Source organism: Mesorhizobium sp. M5C.F.Ca.IN.020.29.1.1 (assembly GCF_003997375.1).
Classification (GTDB): Bacteria; Pseudomonadota; Alphaproteobacteria; order Rhizobiales; family Rhizobiaceae; genus Mesorhizobium; species Mesorhizobium wenxiniae.
The window spans coordinates 1-17,264 of record NZ_RZSW01000070.1 but is presented as its reverse complement, the minus strand read 5'-3'; the positions used below and the strand labels follow the sequence as shown (position 1 = coordinate 17,264).

Sequence of the window (17,264 nt, the reverse complement as noted above, 5' to 3'; positions counted from 1 at the left end):
CGTCCTGTCTTTTCATACGCGGCATCGATCAGCGACATCGCCGCAACATAGTCATCGATCGAAATCGCCGGCGGCGCTTTTCGAGTCAGCCGGGAGAGCGTGTCGCTCATGCACAGGCGGTAGCGCGTCGCCGGCAATTCGACCGGCAAGTCAACGATAGCGCCATCGTCAAGTGTCGCACAGATGGCGCGGTCGCCATAGTCGATGAGGGTCGCATTCTCACTGACGATGCGCCATTCGAAGTCGCCGCCGGGGCGCATTGACGCGAAAGTGTATCCTGCCTCGACGACGAACAACGCTCCGGCAGAGTCTTCCAGTACAAGCAGCGCATGGTCCTCGACCGGGGCGCGGTGAATGCGGTTCTCGATCGAAACGGCTTTGAGCCCGAGCCGGCCGGTTGCCAGACTGAGCGCGGCGTCGACGCCGTGTATGCCGAGGTTCCTCAGCGCGCCGCCGCCGCCGATCGCGGGATCCACGACCCAGGCGACGCCTTCGGCCGCGTAGCGCTGCGGCGGGCCATTGACCAGGCGGAACTGGCAATGCGCAACCGCACCGGCCCGGCCTTGCTGGCGCAGCCGTTCAAAGGCGGTGACGGCCGGTCCAAAGCGGTTGGGCAGGGGAACGCTGACAAAGGCCCGGTGCTGCCTCGCCAGGTCGCGCAGCGCGGCCAACGCTCCGGTGCTGCTCGCCGCCGGCTTCTCCAGGATCAGCGGTATGCCAGCTTCGATGACAGCCCGCGCCCGCGCCGGTACGGTCGAAGGATGTCCCATCAGCAGGATCACGTCCGGCGGGCTGGAGAGGATTTTCGCAAAATCCGCAATGAACGGCAGATGATGACGCGTCGCGAAGCGGCGCGCATGCTCCGTGCCCTCATCCCAAATGCCGGCTATTTCGGCGTCACATGAGTGTGCAGCGTCGAGATGCATTTCGGCGTGCCAATGGCTTGAGCCGGCCAGGACAATCTTCATTTCAGTGGTGTATCCTCCTGCTTGCAGGATATCCTACAAGTCGCTATGCTACAAGCATCGACCGCTTTGCGGCGCGCCATCGGCGCAATTGCGGCGGCGCTTGGAGCAAAATGTCGGAACCCAAATCGATCTCGGAACCCAAATCCATGTCGGAACCCAAGTCGATCGAACCGCTGACCCGACCGCCGCTGCTTCACGTCAGCGTGCAGGAGAGCCTCAGGAACTATATCCAGAGCAACAAGCTCAAGGCAGGCGATCCCTTGCCTCCGGAGACCTTCCTGGCGCAGCGGCTCGGCGTCGGCCGCAACTCGGTGCGGGAAGCGATCAAAGCGCTGGAGTCGATCGGTATTTTGGAGACGCGTCGCGGCATCGGCGTGTTCGTCAAGGAATTCTCGTTCAAGCCTTTGCTGGATAATTTGGCATATGGCCTGCAGGATTCGTTGCGCGACGTGGAGGAGCTGCGCGAGATCCGCCGCGTCCTTGAAACCGGCCTCATCGCCAAGACCATCGAGATGATCAGCGCCGAAGACATCACCGCGCTGCGCCAGCTGACCGAAAGCATGCGGCGGCGCGCCGAGCGCCAGGAGAGCTTTGCCGAAGAGGACCAGCAATTCCACCAGCTGCTGTTCCGCTGCCAGAACAATCACATGCTGAGCGCGCTGATCGACATTTTTTGGGTGGCGTTCAACAAGGCCTCGAATTTCACCAGCCTCGACAATCCGACACCGCTGGCGACATGGCGCGACCATCACGAGATCGTCGAGGCCGTCGCCGCCAAGGATGTCGACCGGGCGCGTCAGCGCCTCGACGACCACTACAGGGGGATTCAGCAAGTCATCGCCAAAAACCGAACCACCTGACCCAACGCCGAACTACCTGACAATGCCAAGGGAGGAAACCATGCGCATCAAGACTATCGCTCGTCATCTGGCCATCACCGGACTGCTGCTCGGCGGCCTGGCCACCAGCGTCCAGGCACAGGGCGCCAAGACCATAACCGGGGGTTTCGACGTCGGCCCCGGCGGCTTTCCCAAGAATTTCAACCCGCTGGCTGCGACCGGCGGCTTTACCTGGCTCAGCACCTATTTTGAACCGCTGGTGATCTACAACGCCGAACTGACCGAACTCGAAGGCGATCTGGCCAAGGACTACACGGTCGGCGACGACCAACTGACCTATGCGTTCAACCTTGTCCAAGAGACCTGGCACGACGGCAAGCCGTTCACATCCAAGGATGTCAAGTTTACGCTTGAACTCGCCAGGAACAAAGCCTCCGGCAGCTTGTTTGCCGCGCGTCTCGGCGACATCGCGTCGGTCGACGCGCCGGACGATCGCACCGTGGTCGTCAAATTGTCGAAGCCCAACGGCTCCTTCCTGTCCATTCTCTCGCAGGTGATGATCCTGCCGGAGCATGCTCTGGCCGGGATGCCGCCAGAAACGCTGGCCACAAGCACCTGGTGGTCCACCACGCCGGTCGGCACCGGCCCCTTCAAATTCAATCGCTATGTCAGCGATCAATGTGTCGAGCTGGCCGCGGATGACGACTATCGCAGCGGCAAGCCGAAGGTCGATGTGCTCATCAACCGGTATTTCGAGAGCCCGGCGGCGGCCGTTGCCGCGCTGCGCGCCGGCGAAATCCAGTTCACCTATGTCGAGCCCGACGACGCGGTATCCTTCAAGAGCGACAGCAATTTCAAGGTGATCGAGGGCGCTTCTTATGTGGTCAACTACATCGGCCTCAACCAGAAGGTCGAGCTCTTTAAGGATGTTCGCGTCCGCCAGGCGATCATGCACGCAATCGATCGCAATGCCATCATCGAGAGCCTCTATGGCGGCGCGGCCAAACCGGCCAACTGCGGCTACGTCGCGCCGCATCTGCTCCCCGAAGGCCTCGAACCCTATGCGTACGATCCGGCAAAGGCCAAGGCTCTGCTTGCCGAGGCGGGCTGGGAAAAGATCAACGGCGACAAACCCATCACCTTGCTGACCTATTACGGCTCGCCGCAAGCGGCCAATGTGATGGCCGCCATCCAGTCGATGCTGGCCGAGGTCGGGATCAATGTGGTGCCGCGTGTCGTCGATACGCCGACCTATAACGGCATCGTCTACAAGGAAGGGACGCCGGACTGGAACGCATTTGCGATGGTCTATGCCGGCCTGCAGAACGGTCCGAATCCGGCTGGCATCAGCCCTGGTCTCAACAAGTCCCAGATTCCGCCGGCAGGCTTCAACACCATGCGCATCGAGTTCGACGATCTGAGCGCTGCATTGGACGCTGCGCTCGGCCAGACCGATCCGGCCAAGATCGATAAATCGTGGCAGGAAGTCTGCAAGGTGATGAACAAGGATCTGCCCTGGGCGACATTATGGGTGGCCAACCGCTATGGCGTCGCCTCCAACAAGCTGCGTGACTTCGTCTGGACGCCGGCGCCGGCCGGCGGTCCTTATGCGGCTCACCCGGAACGCTGGGATATCCAGTAAAAGCGCTTGGCGGGCCAGGCCCGCTTTTGCAAGGAGCCGGCCTGATGCCGGCTCCTCTCATCATCACCACGGACCGCCAATGCTGAGTTTCATTGCCCGCCGCAGCGCTACAGGACTGTTGATGCTGGTCGCCTTGAGCGTCCTCATCTTCATCCTTCTGCGACTGGCGCCCGGCGATCCGATCGACGCGTATATCAACCCGTCCAGCCCGATGTCTGCTTCCGACCTCGAAGTCCTGCGCGACCGGCTTGGGCTCGACCAGCCGCTTCCCGTGCAATACCTCGCTTGGCTTCGCGCAGCACTCAGCGGCGACTTCGGCTATTCGATCCAACGCAGCGGCGTTGCCGTGCTGCCCCTGGTCATGGAGCGCATCGGCCCAACCGCGCTGTTGATGGGTACGGGCCTGACCATCGCCATCGTGCTCGGCATTTCCGCCGGCATTTTCTCCGCCGTCCGCCGTAACGCGCTGCCCGACATCATCCTGTCGGTGGTTGCCTTCGTCGGCATCTCCAGCCCGGCTTTTCTGACGGCACTTCTCGGGCTGTACTTTTTCTCGGTGTTGCTGCGCTGGGCGCCATCAGGCGGCATGCAGACCGCCGGCGCACCTTTTTCCGTATCGGACGTACTCGCGCACCTCGTCCTGCCCGCCTGCCTGCTGTCCATTGGACACGCCGCGCTGATCATGCGCTACATGCGCGCGTCGCTGCTGGAAGTGCTCAACCAGGATTATGTGCGAACCGCGCGTGCCAAGGGAGTGCGCGAATTCTGGGTGATCATCAAGCACGCGACGCGCAATGCGCTTTTGCCAGTTATCACCCTGATCGGCTCGACGGTCGGCATCGCGATCGGCGGCGCCATTTTCCTCGAAAGCGTGTTCAACTGGCCGGGCATGGGCCTGCTGCTGGTCAACGCGGTCGGCACACGGGATTACCCGGTGATCATGGGCGCCACTCTGGTGATCGGCATCTGCGTCATTTTGGTGAATCTCCTGACCGATATCGTCTATGCCGTCGTCGACCCGCGCATTCAGGTGTCGTGATGACGATCACCGCGCGAGATCCGACCGTCGACCCGACAGCCGCGCCGCAAACCAAAGGACCGCTCCGCCGCGCGCTCGACCGCTTCTTTGAAAATCGTGCGGCGCGCGCCGGTCTGCTTATCGTCGTTCCCATCCTGCTGGCGGTTTCGACCTATCATTTATGGTGGCCGTTCAGCCCCAATGCCATCGATCTCAGGGCGATCAACAAGGGACCGTCCGCCATTCATTGGCTAGGCAGCGACGGCGTCGGCCGCGACGTCATGGCCCGGCTGATGCAAGGCGGGCGGATATCGCTGCTGGTCGCCGTCTGCTCCGTCGCCATCTCGATCGTCATCGGCTTCCTGGTCGGCGCCGTCGCCAGCTTCGGCGGGCGTCTTGTCGACGGCACGGTGATGCGCTTCGTCGATCTCGCAATGACGCTGCCGCCGGTGATCTTCCTGCTTGTGCTCGCTTCGATCGCGGGCACCGGCATCGCGCCGACCATCCTGGTGATCTCGCTGCTCTCATGGCCGGTGCTGTCGCGCATGGTGCGCGCCCGGCTGCTCGAGCTGCGCGAGCGTGACTTCGTCGTCGCCGCCCGCGGCATGGGGGCGGGGCTGCCGCATCTCCTGTTCCGTCACGGCCTGCCCAACTGCATCGATATTCTTGTCGTCTACGCCACGCTGCAGATCGCCAATGCCATTCTGCTCGAAGCCGGTCTCTCCTTTCTCGGCCTCGGCATCGCGCCGCCCGAAGCCAGCTGGGGCAACATGCTCAATCTCGCCCGCTCCACCGTGGTGCTCGAACAATATCCCTGGCAATGGATGTTTCCCGGCGCCGTGCTTGTGCTCACCGTCCTGGCCATCAACTTCATCGGCGATGGCCTGCGCGATGCATTCGACCCTCGTTCCGATCTCAACTGACCCAAAGGTTTTTCAAAATGCCCCTGTTTACCGGTGTCGTGCCACCTGTCGTCACCCCGCTCAATGCCGATTTCAGCGTCGACTTCCCGTCGTTCACGCGGACGATTGAGAACCTGCTCGACGGCGGGGTACACGGGCTCTTCGTGCTCGGCTCGACCAGCGAGGTGGTCTTCCATGACGAGCCCGGCCGCAGGGCCATCATCGAGCACGCGGTCAAGGTCAACAACGGCCGCGTTCCGATCTTCGCCGGGGTCATCGACCCGACAACCGATCGTGTCATCAACCATGCCAAGATAGCCAGATTGGCCGGTGCCGACGCCATCGTGGTCACCGCGCCGTTTTATGCCCGCACCAGCCAGCCCGAGATCGGCGACCACTTCCGCTATATCAAGGACGCGGTCGACATTCCAATCATCGCCTACGACATTCCGGTCTGCGTCCATGTCAAGCTGGAGCGTAAGACCACCGTTGCCCTTGCTAGCGAGGGCGCTATCGCCGGCATCAAGGATTCCAGCGGCGATGACGGCAACCTGCGTTATGTGCTCAAGGATATGGCCGACGATCCGAATTTCTTCGGCATGACCGGATCCGAGATCCTGGTCGACAGCGTGCTAGCCATGGGCGCGCATGGTGTCGTGCCGGGCCTCGCCAATGTCGACCCGCACGGCTACGTCAAGCTGTGGACTCTGATGCAGACGGGTCAGCACGCCGAAGCCCGCGTGGAACAGGAGCGGCTGTTGAAGCTGTTCGAGATCGTCTGGATCTCGCTCGGCAGGACAAGCGCCGGCTCGGCCGGCGTTGGCGCTTTCAAGACCGCGATGAAGAGCCTCGGCATCATCGCCTCCAACACCATGGCGCGGCCGCAACGCAGCTTGAACGACGAGGAAACCACAAAGGTCGAAATTGTCCTTCGCGACGTCGGGTTGCTGCGCTGACCGTGGACGCTCCGATTCTCTCGATTTCCGGTCTGCGGGCGGTGTTCCGTATCGCGGGACGCGACATTGCCGCCGTGCAGGACCTCGATCTGACGATCGGATCGGGTGAAACGGTCGCGCTCGTCGGCGAGTCCGGATCGGGCAAGTCCGTCACCAGCCTGTCGATCATCGGCCTGCTGCCGAAGAAGATCGGACACATCGCCGAGGGATCGATCGCGCTGCGGCGCAGGGATGGCACGGTCACCGAGCTGACCGGCCTCGATCCTGAGTCGCTGCGCAAGGTGCGCGGCAACGACATCGGCATGGTGTTCCAAGAGCCGATGACCAGCCTCAATCCGGTCTACACGATTGGCGAACAGATCGCCGAGCCGATCCGCATCCATCTTGGCAAGTCGCATTGCGATGCGGCCGCCGACGCCGTGCGGCTGCTGGCTCAGGTCGGCATTCCCGATCCCGATCGGCGGGCGCGGCAATACCCGCATGAGCTCTCGGGAGGGATGCGCCAGCGCGCCACCATCGCCATGGCCTTATCCTGCAATCCGACCTTGCTGATCGCCGACGAGCCGACTACCGCGCTCGACGTCACCATCCAGGCCCAGATTCTCGACCTGCTGGCCGAGCTGCAGGCGCAGCGCGGCATGGGCATTCTGTTCGTCACGCACAATCTGGGCGTCGTTGCCGAGATCGCCGACCGGGTCGCGGTGATGTATGCGGGGCGCATCGTGGAATCGGGACCGGTGAGCGAGGTGTTCACTCGTCCGCGTCATCCCTACACCGCGGGGCTGATGCGTTCGGTGCCACGGCTTGGCCAGGCCACCTCGCTGAAGGCAGCAGGAACGCCGCTTCCGACCATCGCCGGCAATGTTCCGTCGCTGGCCTTGCTGCCTAAGGGCTGCTCCTTCGCGCCGCGTTGCGCCATGGCTGTCGATGCCTGCCGCGCCGCGGTGCCGCCATTGTTCGCGGCGACGTCGACCCAGCACAGCCGTTGTTTGCGTTGGAAGGATCTCTGACGATGAATGCCCCCTTCCTTTCGGTCAGGAATCTGACCAAGCATTTTGCGCCGACGGCGTTCTCGCGCGGTCCCGTCGTCAGGGCGCTGGAAGATATTTCCTTCGATATTGCGCGCGGCCAGGTGGTCGGCCTCGTCGGTGAATCCGGATCGGGCAAGACCACGATCGGCCGCTCGGTGCTGCGTCTCATCGAGCCGACATCCGGCGAAATAAGCTTTGACGGCATCGATATCACCAAGCTGAGCGCCGGGCCGCTGGCTCGCCAGCGCCGAAAGATGCAGTATATTTTCCAGGATCCGTTCGCCAGCCTGTCTCCGCGCATGACCATCGGGCAGATCCTGACCGAAGGCCTGGATATTCAGAGCATCGGCAACAGGCGCGAGCGGCGGGCGAGGGCGGAGAAGGCACTTGCTGCGGTCGAGTTGCCAGTCGATGCCTATGATCGCTACGCCCACGAATTTTCGGGCGGGCAGCGTCAGCGCATCGGCATCGCACGGGCGATTACGCTCGAACCCGAATTCATCGTCGCCGACGAGCCGGTCTCTGCCCTCGATGTCTCCATTCAGGCGCAAATCGTAAATCTTCTGCGCGACCTGCAGGTCCGGCTCGGTCTGACCATGCTGTTCATTTCGCATGACCTGGCCGTCGTCGAGTATATCTGCGACACGGTGATCGTTCTCTATCTCGGCCGCATCATGGAAGTTGCGCCGGCGGCCGCGCTCTATGCGCGGCCGCAGCATCCCTATACGCGCGCGCTGCTCTCGGCCATTCCATCGCTCGACCCACTGGTCAAGCAAGGCCGGCAGGTGCTGAAGGGCGACATTCCAAGCCCCGCAAATCCGCCAACCGGGTGTGTTTTCCGAACCCGTTGCCCGGTTGCCCTGGACGCTTGTGCTGGCATTGTCCCACCGCTGCGGGCAACGTCCGATGGCCATCTGAAGGCCTGCATTCGCGACGACATCGCCTAGCACTCACTCGTTTGCCGCGCGGCAATTGAGCTACTTGTCTTTCCAGAAATCGGCCTGGAGTTGCGCCGCTTCATCGGCAAGCAGCGGGCCGACGACTTCAGTCGGGCGCTGCCCAGCTTCGAAAACGACCGTGCAGGGCAGGTCGAGTGTGGGATTCTCGACGTGTGCACCCGTCAGTGCCTTCATGTCATGCTCAGCCAGCCCGAACACGACGCGTCCGATACCCGCCCAATAGATTGTCCCGGAGCACATCGCGCAAGGTTCGGCCGAAGTGTAGAGTGTGCAGGAGGCCAGCTTTTCAAGACTGAAATTCATCCCCGCCCACGAGGCCAGCAGCCTTTCGGCATGAGCGGTGCGGTCGCCCCCTCCGGATTTGTAACCGTTGAGTTGCTCGCGCAACACATTGCCGTCTTTGTCAGCGAGGAGCGAACCAAAGGGATGTTCGCCAGCATCGCGGGCCTTGCGCGCGACTTCGAACGCCTGACGGAGCAGGCGCTCATCATAGGGGCGTTGTGGCATCGGTAGATCCTCCGGCAGTGCCGTTTGATCATAGTGCCGGACAATCCGGCGACTCAAGTCATATGCCTTTCTGCGCTCGCTTTCTGCGCTCCACGGCGATCATCGACAGTGTGCCGACTTTCAGGCCGCGGCCGTCGGCAGGTGATCGCGGATCCACCTGACGATCTGCCCCGCCGTCATGGCGCCGGATGTGCGCGCAATCTCCTGTCCGCCATGGAAGAGGATCATGGTCGGGATGCTGCGAATGCCGAGCCTGGCTGCAACGACCTGCTCATTGTCGGAATTGAGCTTGATCAGGCGAACGTGCGGCTCCAGTTCGTTTGCTGCTGCTTCATAGGCCGGCGCCATCATCTTGCAGGGGCCGCACCATGGTGCCCAGATGTCGACGACAACGGGGAGACTGCTTCGTTTGACCTGGCGATCGAAGCTCTGTGCGTCGACGTCTGCCGGGTGACGCGAGAACAGTTTAGAGCCGCACTTTCCGCATTTCGCGTCCCCGGCATCCCGTCCCGGCGGCAGGCGATTGACCCCGCCGCACTTGCCGCAAACCACCAGTTTTTCCTGCGTCATGCCCATTCACCCATATTTATGCGCGTCGCCGTCACGATGCTGTCTTGAGTGCAGTACCCTGCGCAGGAGCGGCCGCGTCCGAAACGCTCGCCAACTCGGCGGCGATGTCGGCGAGCTTTCGATCGGCGTCGACCTTGCGCCAGGTGGACGGGGTGGCCTTTCGTTGCAATTGCCGCGACAAGATGTCAACAGTGGCGTCGGAAGGACCGCCGCTGCGCTCGCTCACCCGTCGCCAAAGAACAAGCGGATCCGCTTCCAGCCAGAATCCGGCGAAAGCAACGTCTCTGCCGTTTGCCACCTTCTCGATGCGGTCGCGATCGGCCGGCCTGTCGAAGACGGCATCGGCGACCACCGAACCGCCTTCGGAAAGGATCAAGTCGGCGCGCCATGCCATTTCGCGGTAGACGCGGTCGGACACCTCCGGTCGATAAGCCCTGTCCGGCAGCTTCGTCTCAGCCGGCACCCCGTGCATCGCTTTGCGGATGCGATCGCTCTCGACAATGCGGGCGCCGGGCGGCGCGCCGACATGCGCGGCGAGTGCCTCGGCAACGGCCGTCTTGCCGGAACCACTCAAGCCGCCGATAGCGATCAGCCGAGGAGGCCTTGCCTGGAGAAGTGTTCGGGCAAGCTCGAAATAGGATCTCGCCTCGGCAATCAGCCCGCCGGAATCGGCACTGCCTTCCTCGATCTGGGTTGCGGTGACGTGCGCGCGCACTGCGGCCCGCACTGCCATGAAAAACGGCAGGAGAATGAAGCCGTCCTCGTCGTCTGCCTCGTCGAGGTAGCGGTTCATCACCAGGTTGGCGAGTTCCGGAAAGCCGCGATGCCAGAGGTCCATCAGCAGGAAGGCCAGATCGTAAAGCACATCGATGCTGGAGATCTGGTCATTGAATTCGATGCAATCGAAGAGGCGGGGCTCTCCGTCGAAGAGACAGATGTTGCGCAGATGCAGATCGCCGTGGCATCGCCGGATCTTGCCTGCCGCTTCCCGCCGGTCGAGCAGTTCGCGATGACGGACAAGGGCGGTGCTGAAAATCCCGGTGAATGCGTTGATCTCGGCTTCGTCGAAAACATGGCTGGTGGCAAAGCCGGCTTCGTTGATGGCGAGCACGCCTGCCAGGTTCGAGGATCCGCTGCCCTTGTGGACCTCCGGCGCGCCGCGATGATAGCGCACGATCATGCGCGCGACCGTCGTCATCAGCGCAGGCGTCAGTTCGCCACCGACTGCCATTCGATCGAGCAGCTTCGACTGTTCGAAGCGGACCATTTCGATCGTCGCATCGACCAGTTCACCGCTCCCGTCGAAGGCGAGCTTGCCGTCGGCCTCTCGCGTGACGCGCCGCACACCCAGATAGAGGCCGGGCGCGGTCTTGGAGTTAAGCTCCACCTCCTTCTCGCAAGCGGCGAGCCGCAGCACCGGGGTCGAGAAGTCGACATAGGGCAGCTTTACAGCTCGCTTGATCTTGTAGGCGCGCTGGCCAACCAGGAAGATGCGCGAGATATGGGTTTCGATCGCCTCGACCGGCCCAGTCTCGCCATATGCGGCAGGGTCCATCAACATCGCGACCACGGATTCCTGATCTTCGACGATCATCGGATGCCTCTTTGTTTGTATCCACCCTGGAATCCGATGGGCGTGGTCGCTGAAATTCCGCGCCATCGGGCCCTTCCTGCTGCAGCGTCTGGATATAACCAGCCAAGTCACGGATGCGTTCCCTAGTGCGACTTCCCCGGCGTTCGGCCGTATTTGTTGGCGTCCTTCGCAAGACATTGGCGGCCCCACAACGGCATATCGCGATCGCCATGTTCCGGCACGTGAGCGTGTTGATACGGATCAAAATGATGCGCGGCGACGTTCTTGTCTCAGCGCTAGGAACGCGCCGAGCCGTCTCGCTGTTGTTGCAACGACGATTGGACTTTGAGGCAAGATCGGGAGCAGCCGCCATGGCTTTCAGGACGATACTTACCGTCACGGGGCCGGACAAGGGCGACGACGATCTCAGGCTGGCCGCCGACCTGTGCAACGAAATCGGCGCCCATCTTGCGGTTCTGGTCGTTGCCGTAGCTGCGCCGCCACCGGTCGGGGAGTATGCCGCAGTCGTTTCGGAAGCCTGGCTCGAGGAGCGTCAGGCCGACGAGAATCTGTTGAAGAAGCGAACCGCCGCCGTGTCGGCTTTTCTCGCCGGCAGGGTGCTTTCGGCCGATGTCTCCAACGAATATCCGGAAGCCGGCTGGGCCGACGACACCATTGGCCGCCGTGCCCGCTACGCCGACATTACGGTTATTGGACCGGAGTTGCTTGCCAATGAAACGCTGAAAAGCAAGCGATCGAAGGCGCGTTGTTTTCTTCAGGAAAGCCCTTGCTGCTCATCCCCGAGGGGTCACGGCCGACACTGAAGCCGAAACGCGTGCTGATTGCATGGGACGCTCGTCTGGAGTCATCGCGTGCCGTCCGCGAATCTCTCAACATGCTGCCAGGTGCCGAAGAGGTGCGCCTTGTCATGGTCGATCCGGTGGAGGACCAATACCGCCACGGGGCCGAACCCGGAGCCGACGCCGCCGCCTATCTCGCGCGGCATGGCGTGAATGTCACGGTCGACCGGCTGCCCAGCTTGGATCATTCAGTCGCCGACGTGCTTCGCAGGCACGCGGTCGACATCGCCGCCGATCTGATGGTGATGGGCGCCTATGGTCATTCCCGGTTGCGCGAGCGCATCTTCGGCGGCGTCACCATCTCGATGCTTGAAGACCCGTCGATGCCGATCCTTATGGCGCGTTAACCGCCGGCCAATACGGCATGGTCAAGCCCGAAAACGCGCAGAAGAGTTGGGCTCGCGAGTGAGTCTCAGGTAGGGTTTCAGGTGGGAGGCGCTTCGGGAAAAAGCTAAGTGCTTGTTTTTTCTGGTCGGAGTGGCAGGATTTGACCCTGCGACCCCATCGTCCCGAACAATGTGCGCTACCAGGCTGCGCTACACTCCGTGACCGGACCGCGGGCTTATGGCCGCCGCACTTCGTTCCTGAACGCGTCGGGTCAGAAGCCGCGACCAATTGACCCGACACCCGCGCTTGCGCTGGCACGGGACAGGCCTAGGCTCCCCTTCGGGATCAAGCGTTGCCACGGAACATTGCCGATGACCGACAAGCCACATTTCGCGCAGAAACCTGTTCTGGCGCTGAAACCCCTCAATGCTCCGGGCAACAGCTTTACGGGTCTCTTCTCCGACCACATCGACGGCACAAGCTTCGAGCGGGTTCAGTTCGACTGGGAGCACCTGGGCCGCGGCCGCTACGACATCGTCCTCTTCCACTGGCCGACTGAATTCTTTCGGCCGAGCAGCCGCAAGGCGACGCTCAAGCTTCTCGGCCGCATGCTCTGGGACAGGGTCTTTCACGGAACCAGGTTTCTGTGGGTGGTACACAACCTGGAGCCCCATGACGGCGGCAGCTTGAAATCGGGGCTGACCACCTACCTGTTTCTGAAGCTGCTCGACGGCGTGATCCTCCTCTCCGAACATTCCCGCCGCGAGTTGCATCGCCTGCATCCCGCGGCCCGTTCGCTCGCCACGCTGGTCACGGTCCATGGTCGTTATGAATCGGTCGCCGAACCGCCGCGGGACGCCAGACCATCCGAGCGACACAACAGGCTTCTCTTCTTCGGACTGATCAGGGAGTACAAGAACGTCGAAAAGCTGGTTACCGAGGCCCGCAAGGCGACGGCCGCGTTTTCGCTCACGGTGATCGGCGTTTGCCCGGACGAGGATCTCGAACGCAGGATCCGCACAGCCGCGGGCGACGACAAGCGGATCAAGCTGGACATCCGAAGGGAGTTCGTGCCGGACGACGAGTTAGAGCGCGTCATCGATTCACACGACGCCGTCGTGCTGCCATACCGCAACATCCTGAACAGCGGCGTCGCCTTGCATTCGCTCGGGCGCAACAAGCCGCTCCTGGCCCCGCGGATCGGCAGCCTGCCGGAGCTTCAGGAGGTGGTCGGAGCCGAGTGGGTGCATCTGTTCGACGGCGAAATATCGGCCGCCACTCTCGAGAGCTTCCTCGCCGCACTCCGCAAGTCCACGTCGCCGCGCCCGGATCTGTCGCCATTTGAGTGGACGAGGGTCGGATCGGATGTCACGCGCTTCCTGAAATCGCTGACCGCGCGGCGCGCTGCTGTCGAGCCGAACCCGACGGCCTCTCAGCAATCCCAGAGATCGTAGGGGAAGCTCGCCTTCAGCCTCGCGAGATCTGGCCGGGCCTTGCCCATCGGGCTCGCGCGGACGGCTTCCTCGCGCGATCGCGTGATGTCCAGTCGCGCGCGGCCGACGCCGAGGACATAGTCCTCATATTTCAGTGTGTTTTCTTCTTCCGACAGGCGCAGATACGTACAGGGAATGCCGAACGCGTCGGCAATAACCAGCCCGTGGAGCGAGCTCGAGATGACATGGCTCGCTTCCGAAATGCGCCGTACCACGCTCGCCCAATAGTCGAGTGGAGAGACGACGTTTTCCCATCCCTCCATCTTCGGCAGGTCGTGCAAGTTGGGGACGAACGCGACCGGCGTCTTGCGCTCGGCAGGTTTCGGAAAACGGGAACCCAGAAGATCGGCAACGAGGATCCCGGGGTCGCCGAACACCTCGGGCACGTCAATGCCACGCCGCATGAGAAAATCGCGGGTGAGGGGACCACGGACGGCGCGCACGTCGAGCGAGCTGAACACGTGCCGTTCGTCTCGGATCTTGCCGTTGATGCCGGAACCCCAGACGACGTCGCCGTTGCGCGCGAAATGCAGGATCGAGCCTATGCCCAGGAGCCTTACCGGCCTCGGACGTTCCTCGTCCAGGAAGCAGCCGGCGTCGGCCGCCATCTTGTTGACAATCACCGAGGAGAGATAGTCGCCGAAGTTCACGCCGAGGGGCGACTTCCAGTAGAACAGCTCGATCGTGTTCGGCTGGAACGGGGGAGGGGGCACGTAGCCTCTGTCCCGTCGAGCAAGTCCGCGCACCTTGCGGACAATTTTCCTCACACCTTGAGCCACGGCGGCCTCTTCCAGCAAAACGAACACCTCTTCCCTCGGGCTTGCTCTCTGCCAGACCCGCCACCGGAAGCGGTGTAGCACATTCGACCGCGGGTGTGGCCTCATTCTCGACCAACGCGAGCCGTTGTGCAGTGCGGCAAATCGGCGCCACCGCAAACGTGAAAAATCCGCTCCGCGCCGGCTCTCCACGGTAATTGTGCGGTGCGGCAAATGGGCGCTGATCTTTGTTCTCGTTACCCGTCTTCGTTCGCGGTATAAGCGCTGCGGCTCGGGGTGCAACAAGAGCGCCAAATGGCGCTGAGAGTATCGGGAATCGCCTGCAGCATGAGCAGTATCACCGGGCGGCTCATCAAGGGAAGCATGTGGCTCAGCCTGTCGCGAGCGATCGTGAACGGGCTGGCGACGCTCAGCACCTTCGTGCTGGCGTGGTACCTCTCGCCTGCCGATTTCGGCCTCGTTGCATTGGCGACGACGATGCTCCTGATCGTCACCACAGTCACCGAACTCTCGCTCACCCAGGCGCTCATCCGACATGAGGCGCCCACCGAATCGCATTTCAGCGCTGCCTGGACCCTCAATGCCACGCGCGGACTGATACTGTGCCTTTTCTTCGCGGCCTGTGCCTGGCCGGCATCGGTGGTCTATGAAGACCCGCGCCTGTTCGGCGTCATGGTTGCGCTGGGCTTCAGCGTGCTGCTCGGCAGCATGACGAATCCGCGGCTGATCATGCTGCAGCGCAAGCTGATCTTCTGGCAGGAATTCGTGCTGAGCGTTTCGCAGAAGTTCGTCGGGGTCGTCGTGGCGGTGGCCATCGCGATGATCTTCCACAGCTACTGGGCCCTCGTGGTGGGTACCCTCGTGAGCCAGGCGACCTATCTCGTCACCTCCTATCTGGTGGTGCCGTTCCGCCCGAGGATCGTCTTCAAGCACATGCGGGAGTTCTTCTCTTTCTCGGCCTGGTTGACGGCCGGCCAGATCGTCAACACGCTCAACTGGCGCTTCGACCACCTGCTGATCGGCAAGGTGCTCGGCAATGCGCAGCTTGGCTACTACACCTTCGGCAGCAATCTCGCCCGCCTGCCGACACGCGAGGCGACGGCGCCGCTCACCCAAACGATCTACCCGAGCTTCGCCACAATTCGCGACGACCCAGGCCGCCTCGCCGCCGCCTATCAGCGCGTCCAGGCACTTGTCGCCGCGATCGCGCTTCCTGCCGGCATCGGCGTTGCGGTGATCGCCGATCCCCTGGTCAGGCTGACGCTGGGTGAAAAATGGGCGCCGGCAATCTTCATCATCCAGTCGCTCGCCTCGGTGTACGCCCTGCAGACGCTGGGCTCGCTGGTGCAGCCGCTCGGCATGGCGAAGGGCAAGACGAGGCTTCTATTCGTCCGGGACACGCAGATGCTGTTCGTCCGCGTACCGATCATCTTCGGCGCCCTCATGCTCTACGGGCTCGAAGGTGTCATCTACAGCCGAGTGTTCACCGGACTGCTCGGAGCGCTCGTCAACATGGTGCTGGTCAAGCACTTCATCGGCGTCACGGTGCTGGAGCAGCTGGCGGCCAACGGGCGTGCGCTCGCAAGCATCGCGATCATGGCCGCGGGCGTCTTGTTCGCCTCGACCTGGCTGCCCGCGGCGAACGACAGCGTGGGGCTTGCCTGGCAGCTGGCGATCCTCGTTCCGTTGGGCGCGGTCCTCTATTGCGGGTCGAGCTTCGGGTTATGGCTGTCGATGAAGCGGCCCGATGGCCCCGAGCGGGAAATCCTGAACATCTTGGGCAAGATACTGTCGAAGGTTCGCCATGGCTGAATCTAGCACGTCGGATTTGCTGCAACACGAGCCGAACGGTCGGCCAGATGGAGGAAGAGGAATGCCAGTGGAAACGCCTCCGGTTCTGATCGACAGGTTGCAGGACATGATCCATGACTGCCTGAAGGACTATGTCCGGGCGGACGAGCCGCTGGCGATCCTCGACTTTCCGGATATCCGCAATTGCGGCGACTCAGCCATCTGGCTCGGCGAGATGGCCTACCTGAAAGACCGCTACGACAAGCGGCCGGCCTATGTCTCGCGCATGCGCGACTTCTCGGCGGAGGATCTCGAACGGGCCGTCCCGACTGGACCGATCTTCATCCATGGCGGCGGCAATTTCGGCGACCTCTGGATCACGCATCAGGATTTCCGCGAGCGCGTACTCGAGCAATTCCCCAACCGCCGGATCATCCAGTTTCCGCAATCGATTCACTACAAGTCGCAGGAGCGCCGGGAAAGGAGCGCGCGCATCATCGGCGGGCACAAGAACTTTGTTCTCCTGGTGCGCGACGAGGAATCGAAGGCATTCGCGGAGAAGCACTTCGATTGCGAGGTGCGGCTTTGCCCAGATATGGCATTCTGCATCGGCGCGCTCGAACCGGAAGCATCCGAGTTTCCGGTGCTGGCGATGTTGAGGGCGGACCTCGAGAAGGCAGGTGACGCGGATCGCTCGGCCTACCCCGACATTCCGATGGAGGACTGGATCACCGAATCTGCGCGGCAGGTGCGCATCGCCAAGGCGATTGGTGCTGCCTCCGCGCTACTGGCGCTCAAGCCGGCAGAGGTGCGGCTGCGCAAGCTGGACGCGGCCGCGCACAATCGCTTCCGGCGAGGCATCCGGCAGATTTCGCGCGGGCGTGCGATCGTCACCGATCGCCTGCACGTCCATATCTGCTCGCTGCTGATCGGTCGGCCGCATGCGGTCCTCGACAACAGCTACGGCAAGATACGGCGGTTCATGGCGGCATTTTCGGGCGGGTCCGACCCTTTCTACAAAGCGACCTCCCTCCACGACCGGATCGGCCGGG

General features: G+C 62.7%; 15 protein-coding genes, 1 tRNA gene and 1 pseudogene. 11 read left to right on the top strand and 6 right to left on the bottom strand.

Annotated features, from left to right (window positions below):
- On the bottom strand, positions 1-968 hold a 968-nt coding region (locus EOA85_RS08705; protein WP_164759556.1), incomplete at its 3' end, for a Gfo/Idh/MocA family oxidoreductase.
- A 146-nt stretch (positions 969-1,114) separates the two neighbouring features.
- Between EOA85_RS08705 and EOA85_RS08700 the strand changes: the two genes are divergently transcribed.
- The 7 genes from EOA85_RS08700 (at position 1,115) to EOA85_RS08670 (ending at position 8,303) form a co-directional block, all read left to right on the top strand.
- Complete coding sequence (locus tag EOA85_RS08700; RefSeq protein ID WP_127209099.1) at positions 1,115-1,828, top strand: FadR/GntR family transcriptional regulator; 714 nt, start codon at positions 1,115-1,117, stop codon at positions 1,826-1,828.
- Between the two features lie 40 nt (positions 1,829-1,868).
- A complete protein-coding gene (locus tag EOA85_RS08695) occupies positions 1,869-3,449 on the top strand; it encodes an ABC transporter substrate-binding protein (RefSeq protein ID WP_127209098.1) in 1,581 nt (526 codons plus the stop codon).
- 79 nt (positions 3,450-3,528) lie between these two features.
- Complete coding sequence (locus EOA85_RS08690) at positions 3,529-4,488, top strand: ABC transporter permease (protein WP_127209097.1); 960 nt, start codon at positions 3,529-3,531, stop codon at positions 4,486-4,488.
- Entirely contained in the window at positions 4,488-5,390 is a 903-nt protein-coding gene (locus EOA85_RS08685; RefSeq protein WP_095519723.1) for an ABC transporter permease, read from the top strand. Before EOA85_RS08690 ends, EOA85_RS08685 begins: the two co-directional genes overlap by 1 nt.
- A gap of 17 nt (positions 5,391-5,407) precedes the next feature.
- On the top strand, positions 5,408-6,325 hold the full coding sequence (locus EOA85_RS08680; protein WP_127209096.1) for a dihydrodipicolinate synthase family protein: 918 nt from the start codon (positions 5,408-5,410) through the stop codon (positions 6,323-6,325).
- A 2-nt stretch (positions 6,326-6,327) separates the two neighbouring features.
- Positions 6,328-7,335, top strand: a complete 1,008-nt coding sequence (locus EOA85_RS08675; RefSeq protein WP_127209095.1) for an ABC transporter ATP-binding protein — start codon at positions 6,328-6,330, stop codon at positions 7,333-7,335.
- Between the two features lie 2 nt (positions 7,336-7,337).
- Positions 7,338-8,303: an ABC transporter ATP-binding protein gene (locus tag EOA85_RS08670; RefSeq protein ID WP_127209094.1), complete on the top strand. Its 966-nt coding sequence runs from the start codon at positions 7,338-7,340 to the stop codon at positions 8,301-8,303.
- 30 nt (positions 8,304-8,333) lie between these two features.
- Here EOA85_RS08670 and EOA85_RS08665 read toward each other — a convergent pair whose 3' ends face one another.
- The 3 genes from EOA85_RS08665 to EOA85_RS08655 all read right to left on the bottom strand — a co-directional run bounded on the left by EOA85_RS08665 (position 8,334) and on the right by EOA85_RS08655 (position 10,986).
- Complete coding sequence (locus tag EOA85_RS08665; protein ID WP_095519927.1) at positions 8,334-8,822, bottom strand: nucleoside deaminase; 489 nt, start codon at positions 8,820-8,822, stop codon at positions 8,334-8,336.
- A gap of 120 nt (positions 8,823-8,942) precedes the next feature.
- Entirely contained in the window at positions 8,943-9,392 is a 450-nt protein-coding gene (gene trxC, locus EOA85_RS08660) for a thioredoxin TrxC (RefSeq protein ID WP_127209093.1), read from the bottom strand.
- Positions 9,393-9,423: 31 nt separating this feature from the next.
- Positions 9,424-10,986, bottom strand: a complete 1,563-nt coding sequence (locus tag EOA85_RS08655) for a bifunctional aminoglycoside phosphotransferase/ATP-binding protein (RefSeq protein WP_127209092.1) — start codon at positions 10,984-10,986, stop codon at positions 9,424-9,426.
- 350 nt (positions 10,987-11,336) lie between these two features.
- On the opposite strand from EOA85_RS08655, the pseudogene EOA85_RS08650 reads away from it, so the two are divergent.
- A pseudogene (locus tag EOA85_RS08650) lies at positions 11,337-12,172 on the top strand (universal stress protein).
- A gap of 122 nt (positions 12,173-12,294) precedes the next feature.
- Here EOA85_RS08650 and EOA85_RS08645 read toward each other — a convergent pair.
- Positions 12,295-12,371, bottom strand: a tRNA-Pro gene (locus EOA85_RS08645).
- Positions 12,372-12,517: 146 nt separating this feature from the next.
- On the opposite strand from EOA85_RS08645, the gene EOA85_RS08640 reads away from it, so the two are divergent.
- Positions 12,518-13,606 carry a hypothetical protein gene (locus tag EOA85_RS08640; RefSeq protein WP_127209091.1) on the top strand — a complete coding sequence of 363 codons (1,089 nt, stop codon included), beginning with the start codon at positions 12,518-12,520 and terminating at the stop codon, positions 13,604-13,606.
- Here EOA85_RS08640 and EOA85_RS08635 read toward each other — a convergent pair.
- On the bottom strand, positions 13,585-14,451 hold the full coding sequence (locus tag EOA85_RS08635) for a polysaccharide pyruvyl transferase family protein (RefSeq protein WP_206523264.1): 867 nt from the start codon (positions 14,449-14,451) through the stop codon (positions 13,585-13,587). The two genes, EOA85_RS08640 and EOA85_RS08635, sit on opposite strands and share 22 nt — an antisense overlap.
- A gap of 297 nt (positions 14,452-14,748) precedes the next feature.
- Between EOA85_RS08635 and EOA85_RS08630 the strand changes: the two genes are divergently transcribed.
- Positions 14,749-16,233, top strand: a complete 1,485-nt coding sequence (locus EOA85_RS08630) for a lipopolysaccharide biosynthesis protein (protein WP_127209090.1) — start codon at positions 14,749-14,751, stop codon at positions 16,231-16,233.
- A 61-nt stretch (positions 16,234-16,294) separates the two neighbouring features.
- Positions 16,295-17,264: polysaccharide pyruvyl transferase family protein (locus EOA85_RS08625; RefSeq protein WP_127209089.1), on the top strand; the 970-nt coding region annotated here is incomplete at its 3' end.

What these genes read in the sequence shown, in the direction of transcription:
- EOA85_RS08700 (WP_127209099.1), top strand. Translation starts at nt 1,115, where the DNA reads ATGTCGGAACCCAAGTCGATCGAACCGCTGACCCGACCGCCGCTGCTT.
- EOA85_RS08695 (WP_127209098.1), top strand. Translation starts at nt 1,869, where the DNA reads ATGCGCATCAAGACTATCGCTCGTCATCTGGCCATCACCGGACTGCTG.
- EOA85_RS08690 (WP_127209097.1), top strand. Translation starts at nt 3,529, where the DNA reads ATGCTGAGTTTCATTGCCCGCCGCAGCGCTACAGGACTGTTGATGCTG.
- EOA85_RS08685 (WP_095519723.1), top strand. Translation starts at nt 4,488, where the DNA reads ATGACGATCACCGCGCGAGATCCGACCGTCGACCCGACAGCCGCGCCG.
- EOA85_RS08680 (WP_127209096.1), top strand. Translation starts at nt 5,408, where the DNA reads ATGCCCCTGTTTACCGGTGTCGTGCCACCTGTCGTCACCCCGCTCAAT.
- EOA85_RS08670 (WP_127209094.1), top strand. Translation starts at nt 7,338, where the DNA reads ATGAATGCCCCCTTCCTTTCGGTCAGGAATCTGACCAAGCATTTTGCG.
- EOA85_RS08665 (WP_095519927.1), bottom strand. Translation starts at nt 8,822, where the DNA reads ATGCCACAACGCCCCTATGATGAGCGCCTGCTCCGTCAGGCGTTCGAA.
- trxC (WP_127209093.1), bottom strand. Translation starts at nt 9,392, where the DNA reads ATGACGCAGGAAAAACTGGTGGTTTGCGGCAAGTGCGGCGGGGTCAAT.
- EOA85_RS08655 (WP_127209092.1), bottom strand. Translation starts at nt 10,986, where the DNA reads ATGATCGTCGAAGATCAGGAATCCGTGGTCGCGATGTTGATGGACCCT.
- EOA85_RS08630 (WP_127209090.1), top strand. Translation starts at nt 14,749, where the DNA reads ATGAGCAGTATCACCGGGCGGCTCATCAAGGGAAGCATGTGGCTCAGC.